The organism is Kribbella catacumbae DSM 19601 (genome assembly GCF_000372465.1).
Taxonomy (GTDB): Bacteria; Actinomycetota; Actinomycetes; order Propionibacteriales; family Kribbellaceae; genus Kribbella; species Kribbella catacumbae.
Window position 1 is genome coordinate 72,496 of sequence record NZ_AQUZ01000004.1, and the last position, 21,321, is coordinate 93,816.

The window sequence follows — 21,321 nt, forward strand, 5'->3', positions numbered from 1 at the left end:
CCCGGCAAGCACCACAAACACAGCATCCACAGTATTCGAAGGGTAAACACACAGATGGCCAGCACTGAAGAGATCCGCTCCGACCTCGCCGAGATCGTCAACGAGATCGCCGGCATCCCGGTCGAGGACGTCCAGCTGGACAAGTCCTTCACCGACGACCTCGACGTCGACTCGCTTTCCATGGTCGAGGTCGTGGTGGCCGCCGAGGAGAAGTTCACCGTCAAGATCCCCGACGACGAGGTCAAGAACCTGAAGACCGTCGGTGACGCCGTCGCGTTCATCGAGCGCGCCCAGAACGGCTGATCCAGCCCGTCTGATCGTGCTGGACCGCTGTGGGAGCTCACCGGGTCAACGGGTCCGGTGAGCCACCGCTCCAGCAGCCGCCGGTACGCCGTACCGGCCTCCCCTGGCTCAACCACTCGCTGACACGCCGAAGGATGAGGTAACCATGTCGAAGACCCGAGTCGTCATCACCGGGCTCGGAGCGACGACCCCGATCGGGGGCGACGTCGCCAGCACCTGGGAGGCGCTGCTGGCCGGCAAGTCCGGCGCGAAGCTGCTCACCGCCGACTGGGTCGAGGAGCTGCCGGTCAAGATCGCCGCTCCCGCCGCTGTCGAACCCACCGAGGTCATCGAGCGGGTCAAGGCCCGCCGGCTGGACCGCAACGCCCAGTTCGCCCTGGTGGCGGCGCGGGAGGCCTGGGCCGACTCCGGCCTGGCCGACGTCGAGCTGGACAAGACCCGCCTCGGAGTGGCCATCGCCACCGGGATCGGCGGCCTGCTCACCACGCTGAACAACTACGACCTGCTGCAGAAGGGCCCGCGCCGGGTCTCGCCGCTGGCGATCCCGATGCTGATGCCGAACTCGGCCGCTGCCAACGTCGGCCTCGAGCTGGGTGCCCTGGCCGGTGTCCAGACCCCCGTCTCCGCCTGCGCGTCGAGCAACGAGGCCATCTCGCTGGCCGCCGACCAGATCCGGCTCGGCCGCGCCGACATCGTCGTCGCCGGTGGCGCCGAAGGCTCGATCGCCGGGCTGCCGCTGGCCGCGTTCGGCCAGATGATGGCGCTGAGCAAGCGCAACGACGACCCCGAGCGCGCGTCCCGTCCGTGGGACGTCGACCGCGACGGCTTCCTGCTCGGTGAAGGCGCCGGTGTGCTGGTGCTGGAGACCTACGAGCACGCGGTCGCCCGCGGCGCCAAGATCTACGCCGAGTTCGCCGGCGCCGGCATCACCGCCGACGGCCACGACATCGTGCAGCCGGACCCGACCGGTTCGGGGGCCGAGCGCGCGATGCTGCAGGCGCTGCGTGAAGGTGACCTGGCCACCGGCGACATCGTGCACATCAACGCGCACGCCACCTCCACGCCCGTCGGTGACGTCGCCGAGGCGATCGCGATCCGCAAGGCGCTCGGCAAGGCGGCCGACCAGGCCGTGGCGACCGCCCCGAAGTCGATGATCGGTCACCTGCTCGGCGCGGCCGGAGCGGTCGAGTCGATCGCCACCGTGCTCGCCCTGCACCACCGGGTGGTTCCGCCGACCATCAACCTGGACAAGGTCGACGACGGTGTCGATCTCGACATCGCGACCGAGCAGCGCAAGCTCGCCGACGGGGACATCGCGGCACTGAACAACTCCTTCGGCTTCGGCGGACACAACGTCGCCTTGGCCTTCAAATCAATCTGATGCTGTAAGTCAATCTGATGCTGTAAGTCAGTCTGACGCTAGGAGCGCCGATGACCACCGCCCCCGTGAAGCCGGCCAAGCTGCCGCGCGAAACCGATCCCCGCAACCCGGTGGCCCGGCTCACCCAGCTGCTCGACCCGGGCTCCCTGGACCTGATCACGCCCGACAACCTGTCCGGCATGCTCGCGGCCCGGGGCACGATCGCGGGGGCGAAGGTGGTCGCGTTCTGCTCCGACGCCACCGTGATGGGCGGCGCGATGGGCGACGAGGGCTGCGAAGTCGTCGTCCGGGCCTACGAGGTGGCTCGCGAGGAGGAGCTGCCGATCATCGGTCTGTGGCACTCCGGTGGCGCCCGGCTGGCCGAGGGCGTGCTCAGCCTGCACGCGGTCGGCAAGATCTTCTACGCGATGACACAGGCCTCAGGCAAGATCCCGCAGATCTCGGTCGTGCTCGGACCGGCCGCGGGCGGAGCGGCGTACGGGCCGGCGTTGACCGACATCGTCATCCTCGGTCCGGAGGGGCGGATCTTCGTCACGGGCCCGGACGTCGTCCGCTCGGTCACCGGCGAGGACGTCGACATGCTGCGGCTCGGCGGTCCTGAGCCGCACGGCCGGCGTTCCGGCGTCGTCCACATCACCACCGACTCCGAGGCGGCCGCGATCGACAAGGCCCGCCAGCTCGCGGACCTGCTCGCGAACTCCGGTGAGGTCTCCGGCGACGTCTCCGACACCGACCTGTCGGGGTTGCTGCCGGAGTCGGCCAAGCGGGCGTACGACGTTCACCCGCTGGTCGGCGGGGTGCTCGACGAGGACTCCGGCGTCGAGCTGCATCAGCGGTGGGCACCGAACATCGTCACCACTCTCGGCCGGCTCGGTGGCCGGACCGTCGGGGTGATCGCGAACAACCCGCTGCGGCTGGGCGGCTGCCTGGACGCGTTGTCGGCGGAGAAGGCGGCTCGCTTCGTGCGGATGTGCGACGCGTTCGGCGTACCGATGGTGGTGCTGGTCGACGTACCGGGGTATCTGCCGGGTGTCGGTCAGGAGTGGGACGGCGTCGTACGGCGTGGCGCGAAGCTGCTGCATGCGTTCGCGGAGTCCGTCGTACCGCGGGTGACGCTGGTGACCCGGAAGACCTACGGTGGCGCCTACATCGCGATGAACGCGCGCTCGCTCGGCGCGACCCGGGTGTTCGCCTGGCCGCGGGCCGAGGTGGCCGTGATGGGTGCCGTCGCCGCGATCCGCGTGCTGCACCGCCGTCGGCTCGCCGAGGTGGAGCCCGAACTGCGGCCGCGGGTCGAGGCCGAGCTCGCCGCCGAACACGAGAAGATCGCCGGCGGGATCGAACGCGCCCGCCAGATCGGTGTCGTCGACGAGATCGTCGAACCCGCCAAGACCCGCTCAGCCCTCGCGGCAGCGATCGCCGCCGCCGAATCCACCGGCCGCGTCCGCGGCCGCCACGGCAACATCCCGCTGTAGTCACCCACCTGATCATTCGCCCCCTTTTCACCCTCCTTGCAGGCCGTCCGATGCTGCGGGCAGGGCGGAGAGGATGAAAGGGGGCGAATGATCAGATGGGTGTCAAAGGAAAGGGCGCGGACCGTGAGGTCCGCGCCCTTTCACGTGGTGCGGCCGCTGTTTGCGACAACCGGGGGTGTCCCGACACCCGGTGGCCCAGCGGCCACGGCCCCTCCCACCCTGGTGGAATGTCTGACTCACAGCATTGTCGAAAAGTTCGAGGAAGTCTTCTACTTCTTGGCTTTCTTCTGAAGTTCTCAGGTTGTCTTCAGACGACCTGATGCAGCCAGCGCACGGGGGCGCCATCGCCTGCGTAGCGGAAGGGTTCGAGCTCGTCGTCCCAGGGACGGCCGAGCAAACGCTCGACCTCCTCGGTCAGATCGGCCTCGCCGCTGGCGGCCTTCAGCATCGCTGCCTTCAGCCGTTCCTCGGGCACCATGATGTCGCCATGTACGCCGGTGGTCGCGTGGAAGACGCCGAGTGCGGGAGTGAAGGAGTAGCGCTCGCCTTCGACCCCGTTACTCGGTTCTTCGGTGACCTCGAAGCGCAGTTTCTGCCAACCGCGCAGAGCGGATGCCAGCTTCGCCGCCGTGCCGGCCTCAGCCTGCCACGACAGCTCCGCCCGATACGTTCCCTGCGCCGCGGGCTGCGGCGTCCAGTCGAGTTTCACGGGCACACCTAGGATGCCGCCCGCTGCCCACTCGACATGAGGGCACAACGCTGACGGCACCGTGTGGACGTAGAGAACGCCACGAGTCGTCGCCACCGGGACCTCCTGTGCTCGAGGGGCGCCTTCCCCAGCGTTCTCGAGCAACCACCGTCGATCCCGGACGGCGAGGTCCATACTGCACCACGGACACCTCAGACACCAGCAACCTCGCCGTGTCAACGACATCACTATCGTGTCGCGGTTCTGTAGTTCCTCTTCTTCCCCACCCCACCGCCCCGGTCAGGTTGCCTTCAAACCGACGAACGGACCACCAATCGGGTGGGCAGGATCAGCGGGCTGGGCTGCTCGCCGGCCATCAGGGCGAGCAGCATCCGGGCCATTTCGCGGCCGAGGGCATGGATCGGCTGATTGATCGTCGTCAGCGGTGGTGCTGTGTGGCGGGCGCTGGAGATGTCGTTGAAGCCCACGACGGCGACGTCAGCCGGTACCGACCGGCCGCCCTGGGCCAGCACGCGGAGGGCGCCGATGGCCATCTGGTCGGAGGCGATGAACACCGCGTCGAGGTCGGGAGCCCGGGACAGCAGGCGCGACATCGCCTGGCTACCGCCCTCCTCGCTGAAGTCGCCGTTTTCCACCAGGCTGTTGTCGAGACCGGCCACGGCCAGCGCATCCTGGAAACCCTTCAGCCTGGCCGTTCCGGCGCCCTCGTCCAAGCGTCCGGTGATCGTCGCGATCTTGCGGCGGCCGGCCTCGACTAGGTGCTCGGTCGCGAGTCGCGCTCCCCCGCGGTTGTCCGCGTCAACGTAGTACCGGGGCTCGAAGTTCAGCGGGCGGCCACCGAAGACGACCGGTACCGAGGCGTTGTCGGCGAGAGTGGCGAGCGGATCGTCGCCGTGCAAGGACATCAGCATCACGCCATCGGCCTGCCTGGTCCGCAGCAGTTGCTCCAGGCGCGCCTGGCCGCGCGACGAGGTGGCCAGCGACAACATCAGCTCCAGCTCGGTCTCCTCCAGCACGGAGTTGATGCCGATCACCACCTCGGCGAAGAACGGGTCCGCGAACATCGCGGGGTCGTCGCCGGAGATGGCCAGCACGACCGCGCCGACCTGCTGGGTGGCCAGCGCGCGAGCCGTTGCGTTGGGCACGTAACCGAGGTCGTCGACGGCACGGCGTACCGCCTCGCGCTTGGCGCGGCTCACGTGTGGCGCGTTGTTGATCACGCGGGAGGCCGCGGATCGCGACACCCCGGCACGCTCGGCGACCTCGTCGAGGGTCGGTTGCCGCCTGGGCGTCTCGGTCGCCACTTGATCCTTCTCCTTCGCCTTGCCTGGTCGAGACTGTATCCCGGTCATGCGCGGACAGCCCCGTCCATGATGCCGCCGATGATCTGACGGCCGAACAGGATGAACACGAGCAACAACGGCACCGTCGCGATCAGCGTGCCGGAGAACATCAACGTGTAGTCGGTGTAGTACTGCGTCGCCAGCTGGCTGAGCGAGAACTGCACGGTCGGGTTGTCCGCCTCCAGGATCGCGAGCGGCCAGAGGAATTCGTTCCAGGTGCTCATGAAAGTGAACAACCCCAGTACTGCGGCGCCCGGGCGCAACGCCGGTGCGACCACCCGGACGAACAACCCGAACGTGCTGCACCCGTCCAGCCGCGCCGCCTCGATCAGCTCATCCGGGACTGCGCGTTCGGCGTACTGGCGCATCAGGAAGACGCCGAAGGCGGAGACCAGGAACGGGACGATCACCGCTTGCAACTGGTTCTGCCAACCGAGCTTCACCATCACCATGTACAGCGGGACGATGCCCATCTGGACCGGCACCATCATTGTGGCGAGTACAGCGAGCAGGAGCGCGTTGCGGCCGCGGAACCGCAGCTTGGCGAAGGCGAAGCCGGCCAGCGAGGAGAAGAAGACCACCGACACGGTGACGGCCACTGAGGCGAGCATCGAGTTGACCATGCCGCGCGCGAAGTGTGCCTCCGGCGCCGCGAAGAGGCGGCTCACGTTCTCGCCGAGGTTGCCGCCAGGGACGAGTGGTGGTGGTATCTGGCCGACGACGTCGTTGGAGCGGGTGGCGACGACGAAGAGCCAGTAGAGCGGGAAGACCGACAACACCAAGCTGACCAGCAAGGTGAGATAGACAAGGCTGTTACCCCTCGTGCGCCGTCTCATTGGGTACCGCCCTTCCAGCGTCGGGCGATCAGTGCGTTCGCGACGCCGACCACGACGGTGAGCAGGAAGATCGCCCAGGCGATCGCCGATCCGTAGCCGTAGTCGAAGTTCTGGAAGCTCTGCTCGAACATGTACATCGCGATCGTCTGGAACTGCCGCAGGCTGCCGCCCGAGACGTCGCCCTGGCCGAACAGCAACGGCTCGGTGAACAGCTGCATGCCGCCGATCGCCGACATCACCACGGTGAAGATCAGCGCCGGCCGGATCAGCGGCACGGTGATCGAGCGGAACTGCCGGATCGCCCCCGCGCCGTCGATCTGGGCCGCCTCGTACAGGTCCCGCGGGATCGCCTGGATCGCGGCCAGATAGATCAGCGCGTTGTACCCCGTCCAGCGCCAGTTGACCATGCTCGCGACCGCGATCCAGGACGAGGTCTTGCTGGCCTGCCAGTCGATCGGGCCGATACCGGCCAGCCCGATCGCCCCGTTGACCAGCCCGGTGTCGCGGCCGTAGAGCTGTCCGAAGACGATCGCCACCGCCGCCACCGAGGTGACGATCGGTGCCAGCACCCCGAGCCGGAACATCATCAGCGCGCGGATCGGACGGTTGAGCAGGCCGGCGATGACCAGCGCGAAACACAGCTGCGGCACGGTCGACAACACGAACAGCCCGAGCGTGTTCACCATCGCGTTCCAGAAGTCCGGATCGCCGGCCAGCCGCGAGTAGTTCCGCAACCCGACGAACCCCGCATCCCCCGTCAGATCCCAGGCCCGCAACGAAACCCAGGCCGTATAGATCAGCGGAAAGAGCCCGAACAGCGCGAACAGCACGAAGAAAGGCGTGATGAAGAAGTACGGCGATCCGTTGAGGTCGAGGCGATTCCGCCAAGCCGCCGCGGTCGGCGTCCGCCAAGGCTGCCGACGCGCAGCCCGCTCCCGCTGCGCCGAAGGCCCACCCGGCGACGCTCCACTCCCCCGCCCCGCATCCTCGCGTCCGCCGCCTCCCGCCCTACCTCCGCCTCCACCCGCCGCCTTGGCGGCGGGTGGAGGCGGGCTTTCGCCTGGCGACCGGCTCACTGTCTTGCTCACTTGTCGACTGCGCGCTTTGCGTCGTTCATCGCCTTGGTCCAGGCCTGGTCCGGCTGGAGTTTGCCTTGCTCTACAGCCGTCAGGGCGTCGCCGATGCCGTCGCCGACGACCTGGTTGTCGGGACCGAGGTAGACGGGCTTCAGGGTTTTGGCGGACTGACCGAAGATCTTGCCGACCGGCGCGTTGTTGAAGTAGGTGTCCACCGCACCCGACACCGCTGGGTCATCGATCGCCTTCGGTGCCGACGGGAAGTTGTTCTTGGCCTTGAAAGCCCCGATCTGGCCGGCCGGGCTGGTCAGGAACTTGGCCAGCTCAGCAGCCTCCTTCGGATGCTTGCTCTGCGCCGGTACGGCGAGGAACGAGCCGCCCCGCACCGCTCCTTCACCCGGCACCCGGGCGACGTCCCACTTGCCCGCGTTCTCCGGGCCGGCCTGGTCCTTGATGATGCCGAGCATCCACGCCGGGCACGGGATGGTCGCGAAAGTGCCCTTCTTGAAGCCGGCGTTCCACGCCGGACTCCACATCTGCAGCTTGCCGGACAACCCGGCACCGATCATCGCGACTGACTGGTCCCAGGCCGCCCGGACACCGGGATTGCTGTCGGCAATCAGCTTGTTCGAGCGGTCGAAGTAGGTCTGGTCGCCCTGCTGCATCAGGATGTTCTGGTAGACACCTCCGGCCGTGTCGAAGAAGCTCGCATCGGTGCCTGCCGCAACAAACTTCTTGCCAGTGGCAAGGTATCCGTCCCAGGTCGGCCAGAGAGCGCCCACCTTGGCGCGGTCGGTCGGCAGCCCCGCCTTGGCGAACAGGTCGGTCCGGTAACACATGCCTTGGGCACCGATATCGGTGCCGAGGCCAACGAGTTTCTTGCCGTCCGGCGTCAGCGCCTGTTGCCACTTCCAGTCCAGGAAGTTGCCCTTCAGCTCACCGGCGCCCTGGTCGAGCAGGTTGACGAACTGGTCGGGCTTGCCCATCAGCTTGATCAGGATGCCCTCTTCCAGCGCGACCACATCCCCCGCGCCGCTGCCGGCGGTCAGCCACTGCTGCAGCTTGGGCGTGTAGTCGGCCAGCTTGGCGATGTTCTCCTGCTTGACCTGGATGCCCGGGTGCGACGACTCGTAGGTCTTGATCAGGTCCTCGTAGCCGAACTGCCCGAAGGTCTTGATCGTCAGCGTGACCTTGCCGTCCGCTGCCTCCTCACCGTCGCCGCCCCCGCAGCCGGCCGCCAGCAACGCCACGCCCACGACAGTGGCGATCGTTGCGGTAAACGCTTTCCCAATTCGCATGATGAAAACCTTCCGTTCCGGCCAGGCAAATTTTTGGAAGCGCTCCCAGTACTGCGGACGCCGAGGCCACGGTGACGCCGCTGAGTCAGCGCCGGCTAGAACCCGTTACTGCTGAGGGGCGGGTACTCGGGTTCCAAACTGGGAGCGCTTCCGGTCGACCATAGGACACTGCGGACGCGTTGTGAAGAGCCAGATTCGCGCTCATTTCGGTCTTGACAGGCTCTCGGCCCGTCGGCACCATGCACAGGGACGCCGCTGACTTCGTTGGCCGAAAGTGAAAGCGCTCCCAGCGCATTTCCCGTCCGGAGGCAGCTCCTATGTCCAGATTCCGAAGGCGTCTGGCGATCACCCTGATCGCCTTCCCCCTGATCCCCGCGACCGGCGCCGTTTCAGCGGCGGCGGCCGACGGCCCGCAGTACGAGCGAGTGCTGAACGGGTCCTTCGACAGCGGTAGCAAGAGTCCCTGGTGGAGCAGCGGCAACACGGCCTCGGCTGTCACCGATGGGCGGCTGTGCGCACAGATCCCCGGCGGCACGGTGAACGTGTGGGACTCGATGATCGGCCAGGACGACGTGCCGGTGGAGAGCGGTCAGCCCTACACGCTGCGGTTCGACGCCTCGGCGAGCCGGGCGGCCGGATTCCGGGCAGTCGTGCAGACCGCGTCCACGCCACGCGCCACTGTGCTCAACAAGGGAGTCGAGGTCACCACGACTCCGCAGACCTTCGAGTTCACCGCCACCTCGCCGACCACCGCGGAACACACCCAGATCACCTTCCAGGCCGGCGGTGGCACGGAGCCGTACACGCTGTGCCTGGACAACATCTCGTTGGTCGGCGGTGTCGTGCCACCTGGTGGGGTACGGGACTTCGGTTCGCCGGTGCGGGTGAACCAGGTCGGCTATCTGCAGACCGGGCCGAAGCGGGCGACCTACGTCACCGACGAGACGACACCACAGGCATGGCGACTACTCGACTCCACGGACGGCGTTGTTGCCCAAGGCAAGACCAAGCCGTTCGGCGCCGACGCGATGTCTGGTACCAACGTCCAGCTGATCGACTTCGCGCAGTACCGGGGCACGGGTGAGGGCTATCGACTCGCAGTCGGTGAGCAGCTCAGTGAACCCTTTGCCATCAGCAACGCCATCTATCAGTCATTGCGCCAGGACGCGCTCGCGTACTTCTACGACAACCGCAGCGGTGTCCCGATCGAGGCCCAGTATGTCGGCGCAGAGCGAGCCCGGGCGGCTGGACATGTGGGCATCGCGCCGAACAAGGGCGACACGTCTGTCCCCTGTTTCCCAGGCACGTGCACGTACAGCCTCGACGTACGGGGTGGCTGGTACGACGCCGGCGACCACGGCAAGTACGTCGTCAACGGGGCGTTGGCCGCGTGGCAGTTGCTCGACCTGTACGAGCGGTCCGGCGGCGACCAAACGTTGCGGATTCCTGAAGCGGGCAACAAGATCCCCGACGTCCTGGACGAGGCGAAGTGGGAGCTCGACTTCCTGCTCCGGATGCAAGCGCCCTCGGGGATGGTGCATCACAAGATCCACGACGCGAAGTGGACGGGGCTGCCACTCAAACCCGCCGCCGACCCGCAGCCGAGGTACCTCTATCCCCCATCGACCGCAGCCACCCTCAACGTCGCAGCGGTCGGCGCTCGGTGCGCTCGGGTCTACGCGCGCTGGGACAAGGCGTTGGCCACTCGTTGCCTCACAGCGGCGTCCACCGCCTGGGAGGCGGCGCTGCAGAATCCGGCGATCTACGCGCCTGATGGCGGCGAAGGCGGTGGAGCCTATGACGACATCAAGACGACCGATGAGTTCTCCTGGGCGGCTGCTGAGCTCTTCGCGACCACTGGCAAGCACAGCTACAAGAAGGCCATCACTACCCAGTTGACGGCGGCTGAGGGCTTCTCCTGGCGGGACACAGGCGGCCTGGCCGACCTCGCTCTCGCCCGGGTGCCGCGGCGGTTGTCGCTGCTCGAGCAGTGGAAGCTGACGCAGCGGATCAGCAAAGTCGCCGACCAGTACGTCGCCGATCTCCGATCGCAGGGCTACGCCACTCCTTATCTGCCGGCAGACGGCAAGTACGTCTGGGGTTCGAACAGTGCCGTCGCCAACAACTCGATGATCATGGCAATGGCCTACGACCTGACCCACCACGGCAAGTACCGCGACGCGGCACTGGAAGCGCTCGACTACCTGCTCGGCCGGAACGCGATGAATCAGTCCTACGTGACGGGTTATGGCGAGCGGGACAGCCACAAGCAGCACCACCGCTTCTGGGCAAAGGCCTTGGATCCCGCCCTGCCGTCACCCGCTCCCGGTTCGCTGGCCGGTGGCCCCAACTCCGGGCTTCAGGATCCGGTTGCCCAGCGCAACCTCCAGGGCTGCGCGCCGGCCACCTGTTACGTCGACAACATCGGTTCCTACTCGACCAACGAGGTCGCGGTGAACTGGAACTCCGCCCTCGCCTGGATCACCGCCTTCGCCGACACCGCGAGCCGACCATCATGGCCGCACGCCGCAGCGGCCGGCCAAGCCTCGCCCGCGAAGGTTCTGGCCAGTCCCGTCGACCTGACCAGCGGTTTCTACGTCAACCCGAATTCCACCCCCAAGGCCTGGGTGGACAGCCACGGCAGCGACTCCCGGGCGGCAACCATCAACACCAACATCGCAACCAAGCCGACGGCGAAGTGGTTCGGCAATCCCCCAGCCGGTACGACGATCGGCGCGATGGTCGGCGCCTTCGTCGGAGCCGCCGACAGCGCGGACAAGCTGCCGATCCTGGTCGCGTACAACCTGCCCGGCCGGGATGCGTGCGGCGGTCATTCGGGTGGCGGCGCGGGGTCGCCGGCGGCGTACCGGAGCTGGATCGCGGCGTTCGCGGACTCGATCGGCACCCGGCCGGCCGTCGTGGTGATCGAGCCGGACGCGCTGGGTGATTTCGAGTGCATGACGTCGGCGCAGATTGCCGAGCGCAACGGAATGCTTGCCTTCGCCACCCAACAGTTCAAGGATCGGGCGCCGAACACCTGGGCCTATCTCGACGCGGGCAACGCGGGCTGGGTGCCGGCGGCAACGATGGCGCAACGGCTGCAGGGCGCGGGCATCGCCGACGCACACGGCTTCGCGGTGAACGTGTCGAACTACTACACGACCAGCGCCTCAGTCACCTACGCCAACAACGTACGCAGCGGCCTCGGCACGGCCAAGCCGTTCGTGATCGACACCAGCCGCAACGGCAACGGCTCGAACGGCCAATGGTGCAACCCGGCCGGCCGCAAACTCGGCAGCACTGCCCAGCTGGGCGGCGGCGCCGAGATGCTGCTCTGGATCAAGGTCCCCGGCAACTCCGACGGCCCCTGCGGCATAGCCCCATCCACTCCGGCAGGCCAGTTCAACCCCGACCTCGCAGTACGCCTGATCAACGGCACGTAGGCCGGCGTACTCCGCCCCTCTTCGCGGGGTTCGCCCCTCTTCGCGGGGTTCGCCCCTCTTCGCGGGGTTCGCCCCTCTTCGCGGGGTTCGCCCCTCTTCGCGGGGTTCGCCCCTCTTCGCGGGGTTCGCTCCTGCTTGCGGGGTTCGCCTGTTGGCAGACCAGGGGGCGAACCCCGCAAGGAGGGGTGGAGCCGCTTACGGGAAGCGGGAGGCGAGGGCTATGCAGGCGCCGGAGGCGGCGAGGGTGAGGAGCATCGCGATGCCGGCGAAGCGGGAGGTGACTTCCTTGTCGACCTTGTCGTAGCCGACCGAGGAGCCGATGTCCTTGTAGACGTCCTCCAGCTCGCCCGCGGACTCGGCTGTGTAGGCCTCTCCCCCGGTGATCTCGGCGACGCTGCGCAGCTCGGCGCGGTCCGGGGGAACGCGCTGGCGGATGCCGTCCATCTCGATGAAGCCCGAGTCGGTGCCGAAGGTGATCGTGTAGACGGGCGTGTTCTTCGCCTTCGCCGCCTGCGCGCCTTCTTGCGCCGTCCGGCCGACGGTGCGCTTGCCGTCCGACAGCAGCACGATGCGTGCCGGGGCCGGGTCGTTCGGGTGATCTGGGTCCGGCGGGACCTGGGTGAGCGCCTGCAGCGACGTGAAGATGCCCTCGCCGGTCGCGGTGGACTCGGCCAGTTCCAGTCCGTCGATCGACCGCTGCACGGTGGCCCGGTCGGTGGTCGGCGGCACGATGATGGACGCCGTACCGGCGAAGTTCACCAGCGCCACGTTGAACTTCGACGGCAGCTGGTTGACGAAGTTCTTCGCCGACTTCTTCGCCGCCTCCAGCCGGTTCGGGTCGACGTCGGTGGCCATCATCGACAGCGACACGTCGATCGCGACGACGATGGTGGCCCGCTCACGCGGCACCTTCACCTCGTCCTTGGGCTGCGCGAACGCGATGATGCACGACGTCGCGGCGAACAACGCGAGTACGACGGCCAAGTGCCGGCGCCATTGCGGCCGGCGCGGCGCGACCCGGTCGAGCAGCGCGATGTTGGTGAAGCGCAGCGCGTACTGCGCCCGCCGGTGCTGCAGGAAGATGTAGCCGGCCACGACGACCGGGATGATCAGCAGGAACCACAGTCTGGCCGGAGACAGGAACTCCATCAGCGAGCCACTCCCTTCGGCGGTTGGTGCAGGCGAGGCGCCATTCGCCGGTAGGCGAGGACGAACCGCACGGTGTCGGCGACCCAGTCGCGGTCGGTCCGCAGGACCAGATGTCCGGCTCCTACCCTACGCAGGGCGGTCCTGGTCCGTTCCCGCTGCGCCAGCGCGGCCGCGGCGTACTCCTCGCGCACCCGGCGCTTGCGGGTGTCGATCTCGCGAATCGCGCCGGTCTCCGGGTCGCCGATCAGGACGACGCCGATGTTCGGCAGTTCCAGCTCGCGCGGGTCGACGATCTCGACCGCGAGCACCTGGTGCTGAGCGGTCAGCTTGCGCATCGCGCGCTCCCAGGACGGCTCCATCCGGCTGTCGGTCTCGCCGTCCTCGGGGGTGAGGAAGTCCGACACGATGACCCGCAGGCCGCGTTTGCGCTGCGTCCGCGCCATCGAGTCCAGCGCGCCGGCCAGGTCGCTGCGCGCCTGGTGCTCACCGTGGTCGGTCTCCGCGAGCAGCGCCCGCAGCAGACCGTAAAGCGCCAGCCGCCCGGACCGGGCCGGCCAGCGGCGCAGCGTCGAGTCGCGCAGCATCAGTCCGCCGAAGCGGTCCCCGAGCCGGTGGGTCAGGAATCCGACGGTCGCGACCGCCGCGACGGCCAGCTCGCGCTTCTCCAACTGGGAGGTACCGAAGTCCATCGAGGCGGACAGGTCGACCATCGCCCACGTCTCCAGCTCCCGGTCGGCGATCAGGTCGCGGACGTGCGGGACCGTAGTACGGGCGGTGACGGCCCAGTCCATCCGGCGGACGTCGTCGCCGACCTGGTACTCGCGGGCCTCGGCCAGCTCGGTGCCCGGGCCGGGCAGCAGGCCGAGGTGCTCACCGTGCAGCATGCCCTCCAACCGGCGGACGACCGTCAGCTCCAGTCGGCGCAGGGCACGCTCAGGAGCGAGCTGCGAGATCGTCATCGCAACCCGTGGATCTGGTCGGTAGGGCATTCGCCAGCGCCGCCTAGACGAATTCCGGACGGCCGGAGCCGTCGGTGCCGTCACGCCAGACCGGCTGCGGCGGCGGGACGGTGGCCAGGATCCGCTCGACCACGGCGCGCGGGTCGATATTGTCCGCGACCGCGTCGAAGGTCAGCCCCATCCGGTGCCCCATCACGTCGAGGGCGACCGTCTGGACATCACTGGGCAGCAGGTAGTCGCGGCCGTGGATCAGCGCCAGCGCGCGGCCGGCCGCGACCAGGCCGAGGGTCGCGCGCGGGCTGACGCCGAGCTCGATGATCGGCTCCAGGTCGGGCAGGTGGAAGTCGGACGGGGTCCGGGTCGCCATCACCAGGCGGACCGCGTACTCCGCGACGAGGTTGTGCACGAAGACCTGTTCGGCCGAGCGCTGCAGCTCCATGATCGTCTCGGGCTTCAGCACCTGGCGCGGCTGCGGCGGGTCGACGCTCATCCGGCGGAGGATCTCGAACTCCTCGTGCCCGCGCGGATGCGGCACGTCGATCTTGACCAGGAACCGGTCCCGCTGCGCCTCGGGCAGCGGGTAGACGCCCTCGGACTCGATCGGGTTCTGGGTCGCGATCACGATGAACGGCTTGGGCATCGGGAAGGTCTGGCCGCCGATCGACACCTGCCGCTCGGCCATCAGCTCCAGCATCGCCGACTGCACCTTGGCCGGGGCCCGGTTCACCTCGTCGGCCAGTACGAAGTTCACGAAGGTCGGGCCGAGCTCGATGTCGAACGCCTCGCGGGTCTGCCGGTAGATCCGGGTGCCGACGATGTCGGACGGGACCAGGTCAGGGGTGAACTGGATCCGGGCGAACGAACCACCGACCACCGAGGCGAAGGTCCGGACGGCCAGCGTCTTGGCGACACCGGGCACGCCCTCGAGCAGGCAGTGACCCTTGGCGAGCAGCGACACCATCAGCATCTCGACCATGTGTTCCTGGCCGACGATCACCCGTTTGACCTCGGTGATCGCCTCACTGACCAAGTGGGACTGCTGGGCCACTGACCCTGCCGGCACAGTGGTTTCGGTCATGCCTGTCCTTCCGGGGTCCATCAGGACCTTTGTCTGCGCTCGGGAACTGCCGCCATTCCATCAGATAGCCGGGGCCGGGCACGAGCGCGCCCCGCCCGGCTCCCCTCCTATCCTCCCCACACCCCCAAATCCGAACACTCCCGTACGGCGTACCGGCGGGCGCCGGCGAGTGGACGGGAGGGCGCGGCGTACGGCGTACCGGGGAGTCGGGAGGGCCCGGCGTACGGCGTACCGAGGGCGCAGGCGGCGGCGTACCGGCGGGCGCGGGCGACACTGCTACCAGGGATGTGGTGGGATTGGTGCTGATGACCGCGACCGACTCCCAGACCGACACCGCGGCGCCGGCGGAGCCCGAGGCTCCTGCCGAGGCGCCCGGCCGCGTGCTGCCGGACGTCTTGCCGCTGCTGCCGGAGGACCCGCCCCGAGTGGGCGACTTCTGGCTCCGAGCGCGGCTGGGAGCGAACGCGGCGGGCTATCTGTACACAGCCAGTGACGAGACCGGCCGCGACGCCGTCGTCGCGATGATGACCGAAGGCTCGTCCGACGACGCGGCGGCACGCGACCGATTCGTCACCGCGGTCGACGAACTGCCGCCCGACGTCGTGCTCGCCCACAACGACGCGGACGACGACGATCTGGCCCTCTGGGTCGCGCTCGGCCCCATCCGCCCGGACGACGGCTCGAGCGCCGCCGCCGACGAGCAGCTGATCGCCGAGCGGCGCGGCGAGGACGTGCTGTCGGCGGTCCTGATGGACCGGATCCCGCCGATGGGCCGGGTCCGCGGCCCGGACTTCCGGCACTACTGGGAGAACCGCCGCCGCCCGGGCCTGTTCCGGATCTGGCCGCTGCCGTGGCCGTCCGCGCTGCGCCCCGCCTCCTGGCTGGCCTTGTCGCTGTCGTTGCTGACGATGGCGATCATCATGGTGCTGGCGATCCTGATCGCCTGGCTGCTGTTCCGGAACTCCCCCGAGGTGGAGCCGGATCCGGTGATCCCGAGCCCGAGCAACACGGTCACGATCACCGTCACGCCGACCACACCACCGCCCGGCACCGGATCGACCGGGCCCGGTTCGCCGTCCGTATCGCCGACCACCACGGTCCCCCGGCCAGGATCACCGGGCACAGGGTCGCCAGGCCCAGTGGAGCCCAGCGACCGCTTCTGACCCTGACTCACCTGATCATTCGCCCCCTTTTCACCCTCGCCATCGATCCGACCGCGCCGGACTGCAGGCGAAGAGGGTGAAAAGGGGGCGAATGATCAGGTTGTCAGCCGGCCGCGCCGGCCTTGGTGCGGAACAAGCTGAGCAGCCCGATCAGGCTGACGATCGCCCAGCTGCCTTCCAGCAGCAGGAAGCCCCAGGAGCTTTCAACAGCCGCGATCACGGCGAGGACGCTCGAACCAAGCAGGTTCAGCAGCTGGTAGGACAGCGTCTTTTGTTCGAGCCGGCCCGCCTGCGCGGCCGCGAAGGCCACCAGCACGGTCAGGGCTCCTACGATCTCCACCACATCGACGACATGCATGCGCTCGGCCCTCCAGGGGCCGGCGTCGTCTTGTCGTCCACCGGGTACGGCGCCATCTCGTCCGGAGGCCCGCCGATTCGGCGGACCTCCGTCCAGGATATCAACGCCTTGGCTACAAAGAGTTCCTGATCGCGGTGGCCTTCGTCACCAACTGGGTGGCCGCCGCCGCCGGGATCTTCTTCCCAGACTGAGACTTCACCTCGAGGATGAACCCGTTCAGGAAGGCCTTCGCGGCCGGCTTGTGGTTCGCCTTGATCGCGGCCCGCGCCAGTTCCAGCTTGAGCACCAGCAGCGTCTCGAGCGGCTTGTACAGGTGCAGCGCCTTGACCTCGGCGATCAGAGCCTTCAGCGCAAGGTCCGGGCTCGGCGGCACGACCGTCTCGACGAACTCGACCGATCCCGCGTCACAGTTCGCACCGAGCGGCCGGGCCTGCAACCGCTGGTCGTCCTCGATCGTGCAGTTCACCACCGGAACGCGGCCACCGAGCGGACTGGTTGCCCCGGGCAACCGCCCGGCCGGGTAGCCGTTGGTGAGCGGACCCAGTTGCGGGTCCGCGGCGGTCACCAGGTCGGAGGCGATCGTGCCGCAGGTGGCATCCCGCAGTACGGAGAAGCCGCCGGAGCTTCCGTTGAAGGCGCCGCCGACGCCGGCGCACGAAGTACCGGTGATCGGCAGGACCAACGCGCTCCGGCTGATCGCGACGGATGCGGTCGGTACGGCGGCGATGTGCGCGCCGGTGGTCGCCGTGTCGTCGGCCATCGTCACGTGGTTGAGGTTGACGCTGGTCGCCGTGGTGAAGTTGAGCCCGCCACCGACCGTCGCCGTGTTGCCGTTGACGGTGCTGTTCAGCAGGGTGGCCGTGATCGCCGAGATCCGCGCGCCACCGCCGGTCCCAGCCGCCGGTACGACGGAGTTGTCGTTGATCGTCGCCTTGTCGAACTTGACCACCTCGGCCGACAGGTCGAGCCCCGCACCGTTGGCGGCGTGGTTGTCGTAGTACTTCCCGCCGTCGAAGGTGGTCTGGAACGCGGAGCCGACCTTCACGCCACCACCGTTGCCGGTCGCGGTGTTGCCCGAGATGATCGGCTGGAAACCGTTGACCGAGCCGACGCTCAAGGCAAAGACGCCGCCACCGTCGGTACCGGCCGTGTTGTTCTGGATCTCGTCCGAGTCCAGCGACATCGCCGAGGACGGGCCGGGCGTGAGGAAGGCCAGACCGCCACCGCGCAGGGTGGCCGTGTTGCCGATCAGGCTGCCCTTGTAGCTGCTGTAGTTGCCGACTCCGATCGAGACGCCACCGCCATCGCCGGCCGAGATGTTGTTGTCGATCGGCGTCCGGTCGATGTACGTCGTGGCGGTGTTGCCGCCGTCCTCGACCAGCACCGGCGTGACGGACAGACCGCCGCCGGAGGCGTTGCTCTTGTTGCCGCTGATCCCGGACAGCACGATGCTGATCGACGAGGCCGGCGTCCCGTTGCGCTCCGACATCGAGAAGGAGATGCCGCCGAGCGCATCGACCGCGGTGAGCCCGTTGCCGGAGACGCCGCTGGAGTACATGGTCAGCCCACCACAGTTGCCGCAGCGGATGCCGACCCGGCCGTTGTTCTGGATCTGGGTGAAGTTGATCGACATCTTGTTGGCCGGGAAGCCCTGACCGGTGTTGCTGATGCCTGCGCGGGTGTTGTTCGAGATGGTCGAGTTGTCGATCTGCAGCGGGTAGCCGTCGACCAGCGAGAGGCCCGAGCCGGTGTTGTCCGAGATCGTCGTACCGTCCAGCTTCGCCGAGCAGTTGTCACAGCTGACGATGCTGCCGGTGTTGTGGTGCAGATTGCTGCCGTTCAAGGTCAGCCGGTACGGCGTGATGCCGTGGTCCCAGCTGGACCAGACGACCGAGCCGCCCGGTGACAGCACGTTGCGGATCTCGACGTTTGCCAGCAGCAACTCGCTGTCCGAGCGGACCGCGGCACCCTCCAGCGCGGTCGCCGCGGCGTTCGGGCCGCCGTCGATGATCAGGTCCTGGAGCTCGAGCCGGCCGGCATGGTCGGTGCTGTCGATGATGGCTGTCGCGTCGCAGCTCTGGTCGATCGTCGAACCGTTGCCCTGGACAACCAGTTCGTGGCCCTCGGCATGGGTGAGCGGCCCGGTGCAGTTGGTCAGCTGGTAGGTCTGCGCGGCGCCGAGCGCGATGACGTCGTCGACGCCGTTCGAGCCGGCGGTCGCGAACGCCTCCCGCAGCGAGGTCTGCCCATCACCCCCGTCGACCGTGTCGGCCGTCGTGGTGACGGTAATGGTGGCGGCCGAAGCGGCTGGCGCGACAACCGCGACCAGGCCGGAGCCGAGCAGCCCGGCCAGCGCGGCGGCGCGCAGGCAGGACCCAGTGATTCTGGACATTTGACATCCCCCCACAGGAATCGAAGGCAACAGAATCGCCCAGCCCTGTGGTGGCTGACAAGAGGTGGCTAAGCCAGAAGTCTCAGGAGTTCTTCATCACGCCACAGGTCGGCGGGAACCGATTGCCGGACCAACGCCGCGTCGGCCCGGATCTCGGCCTGGCTGGCGGCGCCGATCAGCACCGAGCTGACCGCGGAATGCCTGCCAGGGAAGGCCAATGCGGCCTGCGGCAGCGACACGCCGTACCGCTCGCAGACGGCCGAGATGCGGCGCGCCAGGATGACGCCAGGGTCAGTCGCTTGTTTGGATCGATCGATCTGCAGCACCTGCCTGCTCAGTACTCCGGACGCGATCGCCAGGACGCCTTTCGCCTGGCAGCGATCCAGGAGCGGTGTCGCCGAGCGGTCGAGCAGCGAGTACTGCCCGGCCAGCAGGACCGCGTCGAGCTCGGTGTCGCGGACGAACCGATCGAGCAGTTGCCAGTCATCCGCGGCCACCCCGATTCCGGCGATCGACCGCTCCGCGCGCAGCTCGTGGAGGACCGGATACGCCTCCGCGATCGCCTGCTGCCAGTGCTCCCCCGGGTCGTGCAGGAAGACCAGGTCGACGTCCAGGCCGAGCCTGTCACGGCTTTCGGCGAGCGAGCTGCGAATGCCGTCGGCGGAGAAGTCCGCAGTACCGTCGACTGTCCGGCCGACCTTGGTGGAGAGCAGGTAGTCCCCACGTGGCCGACGGCCGAGCGCAGTACCGAAGCGCTCTTCGGAGCGTCCGCGGCCGTAGCGCGGAGCGGTGTCGAAGTACCGGATCCCGGCCTGGTACGCCGCGTCGATGGTGGCCGTCGCGGCCGCGTCCCCGTCCGGGCTCGGTAGGTCGCCGATCGGCGATCCGCCGAGCCCGAACCGGGGCAGCCGGAACTTGGTCGCGGTCAACGGGCTGAGAACGTGGCTGGGAGCGGGCATGTTCTTGTCCTCCCTAGTGCGGCACCACTACCAGCATCCGTGTTTTGCGACCACATCGCACCTCGAAACTTCGGTCAGCGTCCCGAGGCGTACAGGGTGCGCACCTCCTCCGCGCCGAGGCTCCGGTCGAAGAAGTGGACCTGGTCGACGGTTCCGTCCAGGTAGTCGACCGAGTTGCCGCCGAACTTGGCTCGGCCGATCACGGCGTTCCCGGTCGAGGATGGCAAGAGTTCAGCCAAAACCAAACATCAGCCCGGGAGTACGCAGACCGGGATCGGCGCGGAGAACGAGGTCTTGGGCGTCAGCCCGCCGGTCCGGGCGTCGACCTGGAAGGTAGCGATGTTGTTCGACTTCTGGTTGGAAACGAACATCAGTTGCCCGGTCGGATCCAGCGTCACATGGCGTGGCCAGTCGCCGCCGCAGGACGGCGTACCGATCCGGCGCAGGTATGCTCCCCCGGGCTCGACGGCGAAGACGGCGACGCTGTTGTGGCCGCGATTGGTCAGGTAGACGAACCGTCCGTCCGGCGACACGATCACCTCGCCGGGGTAGTTCGCCGGCGAGCCGGCCGGGATCGTGGACTGCGCCGCGCCAGGAGTGATCTTGCCGGTCGATCCGTCGTACCGGCAGACGGTGATCGTGCTGTCCAGTTCGCCGGCGACGTAGGCGTAGCGGCCGTTCGGGTGGAAGGCGAGGTGGCGTGGTCCGGCGCCGGCCTTCACCTTCGCCTGGCTTCGCAACGTGAGCTTGCCGTTGGCAATCGTGTAGGTGTAGATCGAGTCGGTGCCCAGGTCGACGGCCAGGACGTAGTTGCCGGTCGGATCCTGCAGCACCTGATGGGCATGGGGTGCCGCGCCTGCGTGCTTGACCAGATCGGTTTGTTGCCCAAGGCTCCCGTCGGCCCGGACCGGATGGACGGCGAGGTCGCCGGAGCTGTAGTTGGCGCTCACGAGGTATTTGCCGTTGGCAACCAGATCCAGATGACAGGGCGCGGATCCACCGTTGGGCTGACGATTGAGTACCCGCAGCTTGCCGGGTGAGTCCACGGCGATCGCGGTGACGCCGCCCGGCGCCTGCTCGTTGACGGCGTACAGGCTGCGGCCCGAACGGGACAGGATCAGGAAGGACGGGTTCTGTACGCCGGCCAGCACGCCGGTCGAGGTGAGCTGGCCGGACGCCACGTCGTACGACGCCAGCCCGATGCCGGTGCCCCCACCTGGCGAGGCCGTGTAGGTGCCGAGATACAGCGTCGAACTGGCTCGGCATTTGGCCGAGGCTGGCGTGGCCATCCCGACTGCTGCGCTGCCGACGGCAGCGGCGGTGAGTCCGAGGAAACGGCGGCGGCTCGTACCCATGACACATCCTCCGAGCTTTTAGGTGATCGTCCGACCACATAGGG

18 protein-coding genes and 1 riboswitch are annotated in these 21,321 nt (G+C 68.1%); of the genes, 5 read left to right on the forward strand and 13 right to left on the reverse strand.

What is annotated here, in order from left to right; translation table 11 throughout:
• Positions 1-54 precede the first annotated feature (54 nt).
• The 3 genes from A3ES_RS0105660 to A3ES_RS0105670 all read left to right on the forward strand — a co-directional run bounded on the left by A3ES_RS0105660 (position 55) and on the right by A3ES_RS0105670 (position 3,159).
• Positions 55-303 carry an acyl carrier protein gene (locus A3ES_RS0105660; protein WP_020385812.1) on the forward strand — a complete coding sequence of 83 codons (249 nt, stop codon included), beginning with the start codon at positions 55-57 and terminating at the stop codon, positions 301-303.
• 145 nt (positions 304-448) lie between these two features.
• A complete protein-coding gene (locus A3ES_RS0105665; protein WP_020385813.1) occupies positions 449-1,684 on the forward strand; it encodes a beta-ketoacyl-[acyl-carrier-protein] synthase family protein in 1,236 nt (411 codons plus the stop codon).
• Positions 1,685-1,734: 50 nt separating this feature from the next.
• The gene (locus A3ES_RS0105670; protein ID WP_020385814.1) at positions 1,735-3,159 is read left to right on the forward strand and encodes an acyl-CoA carboxylase subunit beta; all 1,425 of its coding nucleotides are present in this window, start codon (positions 1,735-1,737) and stop codon (positions 3,157-3,159) included.
• 307 nt (positions 3,160-3,466) lie between these two features.
• Here the strand turns inward: A3ES_RS0105670 and A3ES_RS0105680 are convergent, their stop codons facing one another.
• From A3ES_RS0105680 to A3ES_RS0105700, 5 genes are all read right to left on the reverse strand, one after another.
• Positions 3,467-3,964 (reverse strand): DUF3145 domain-containing protein, encoded by a 498-nt coding sequence (locus tag A3ES_RS0105680; protein WP_020385816.1) that lies wholly within the window; start codon positions 3,962-3,964, stop codon positions 3,467-3,469.
• 194 nt (positions 3,965-4,158) lie between these two features.
• Positions 4,159-5,172 carry a LacI family DNA-binding transcriptional regulator gene (locus A3ES_RS0105685; RefSeq protein ID WP_020385817.1) on the reverse strand — a complete coding sequence of 338 codons (1,014 nt, stop codon included), beginning with the start codon at positions 5,170-5,172 and terminating at the stop codon, positions 4,159-4,161.
• Between the two features lie 44 nt (positions 5,173-5,216).
• Positions 5,217-6,047 carry a carbohydrate ABC transporter permease gene (locus tag A3ES_RS0105690; protein WP_026162579.1) on the reverse strand — a complete coding sequence of 277 codons (831 nt, stop codon included), beginning with the start codon at positions 6,045-6,047 and terminating at the stop codon, positions 5,217-5,219.
• Positions 6,044-7,135: a carbohydrate ABC transporter permease gene (locus A3ES_RS46355; RefSeq protein ID WP_237744864.1), complete on the reverse strand. Its 1,092-nt coding sequence runs from the start codon at positions 7,133-7,135 to the stop codon at positions 6,044-6,046. The genes A3ES_RS0105690 and A3ES_RS46355 overlap by 4 nt, the downstream gene beginning before the upstream one ends.
• Positions 7,132-8,421 (reverse strand): ABC transporter substrate-binding protein, encoded by a 1,290-nt coding sequence (locus A3ES_RS0105700; protein WP_040454083.1) that lies wholly within the window; start codon positions 8,419-8,421, stop codon positions 7,132-7,134. Before A3ES_RS0105700 ends, A3ES_RS46355 begins: the two co-directional genes overlap by 4 nt.
• A gap of 317 nt (positions 8,422-8,738) precedes the next feature.
• Here A3ES_RS0105700 and A3ES_RS46360 point away from each other — a divergent pair, with 317 nt between their 5' ends.
• Complete coding sequence (locus A3ES_RS46360) at positions 8,739-11,864, forward strand: glycoside hydrolase family 9 protein (RefSeq protein ID WP_020385821.1); 3,126 nt, start codon at positions 8,739-8,741, stop codon at positions 11,862-11,864.
• 195 nt (positions 11,865-12,059) lie between these two features.
• On the opposite strand, the gene A3ES_RS0105710 is transcribed toward A3ES_RS46360, so the two are convergent.
• Genes A3ES_RS0105710 through A3ES_RS0105720 form a run of 3 tightly spaced genes read right to left on the reverse strand, consistent with a single transcriptional unit; the run spans position 12,060 to position 15,050 of the window.
• Positions 12,060-13,013 (reverse strand): VWA domain-containing protein, encoded by a 954-nt coding sequence (locus A3ES_RS0105710; RefSeq protein ID WP_020385822.1) that lies wholly within the window; start codon positions 13,011-13,013, stop codon positions 12,060-12,062.
• Positions 13,013-13,972, reverse strand: coding sequence for a DUF58 domain-containing protein (locus A3ES_RS0105715; RefSeq protein ID WP_020385823.1), 960 nt, complete (start codon positions 13,970-13,972; stop codon positions 13,013-13,015). The genes A3ES_RS0105710 and A3ES_RS0105715 overlap by 1 nt, the downstream gene beginning before the upstream one ends.
• A gap of 43 nt (positions 13,973-14,015) precedes the next feature.
• The gene (locus tag A3ES_RS0105720) at positions 14,016-15,050 is read right to left on the reverse strand and encodes an AAA family ATPase (RefSeq protein ID WP_020385824.1); all 1,035 of its coding nucleotides are present in this window, start codon (positions 15,048-15,050) and stop codon (positions 14,016-14,018) included.
• A gap of 305 nt (positions 15,051-15,355) precedes the next feature.
• Between A3ES_RS0105720 and A3ES_RS46365 the strand changes: the two genes are divergently transcribed.
• Positions 15,356-16,213 carry a hypothetical protein gene (locus A3ES_RS46365; RefSeq protein ID WP_157630353.1) on the forward strand — a complete coding sequence of 286 codons (858 nt, stop codon included), beginning with the start codon at positions 15,356-15,358 and terminating at the stop codon, positions 16,211-16,213.
• Positions 16,214-16,316: 103 nt separating this feature from the next.
• On the opposite strand, the gene A3ES_RS0105730 is transcribed toward A3ES_RS46365, so the two are convergent.
• From A3ES_RS0105730 to A3ES_RS0105750, 5 genes are all read right to left on the reverse strand, one after another.
• On the reverse strand, positions 16,317-16,571 hold the full coding sequence (locus A3ES_RS0105730) for a CBU_0592 family membrane protein (protein ID WP_020385826.1): 255 nt from the start codon (positions 16,569-16,571) through the stop codon (positions 16,317-16,319).
• Between the two features lie 19 nt (positions 16,572-16,590).
• Positions 16,591-16,660, reverse strand: a riboswitch (guanidine-III (ykkC-III) riboswitch).
• 23 nt (positions 16,661-16,683) lie between these two features.
• Positions 16,684-18,963, reverse strand: coding sequence for a right-handed parallel beta-helix repeat-containing protein (locus A3ES_RS0105735; RefSeq protein ID WP_020385827.1), 2,280 nt, complete (start codon positions 18,961-18,963; stop codon positions 16,684-16,686).
• 68 nt (positions 18,964-19,031) lie between these two features.
• Positions 19,032-19,922 (reverse strand): aldo/keto reductase, encoded by an 891-nt coding sequence (locus tag A3ES_RS0105740; RefSeq protein WP_020385828.1) that lies wholly within the window; start codon positions 19,920-19,922, stop codon positions 19,032-19,034.
• Between the two features lie 74 nt (positions 19,923-19,996).
• A complete protein-coding gene (locus A3ES_RS53820) occupies positions 19,997-20,149 on the reverse strand; it encodes a LamG domain-containing protein (protein WP_157630354.1) in 153 nt (50 codons plus the stop codon).
• Between the two features lie 21 nt (positions 20,150-20,170).
• Complete coding sequence (locus tag A3ES_RS0105750) at positions 20,171-21,277, reverse strand: lactonase family protein (RefSeq protein ID WP_020385830.1); 1,107 nt, start codon at positions 21,275-21,277, stop codon at positions 20,171-20,173.
• Positions 21,278-21,321: the final 44 nt, after the last annotated feature.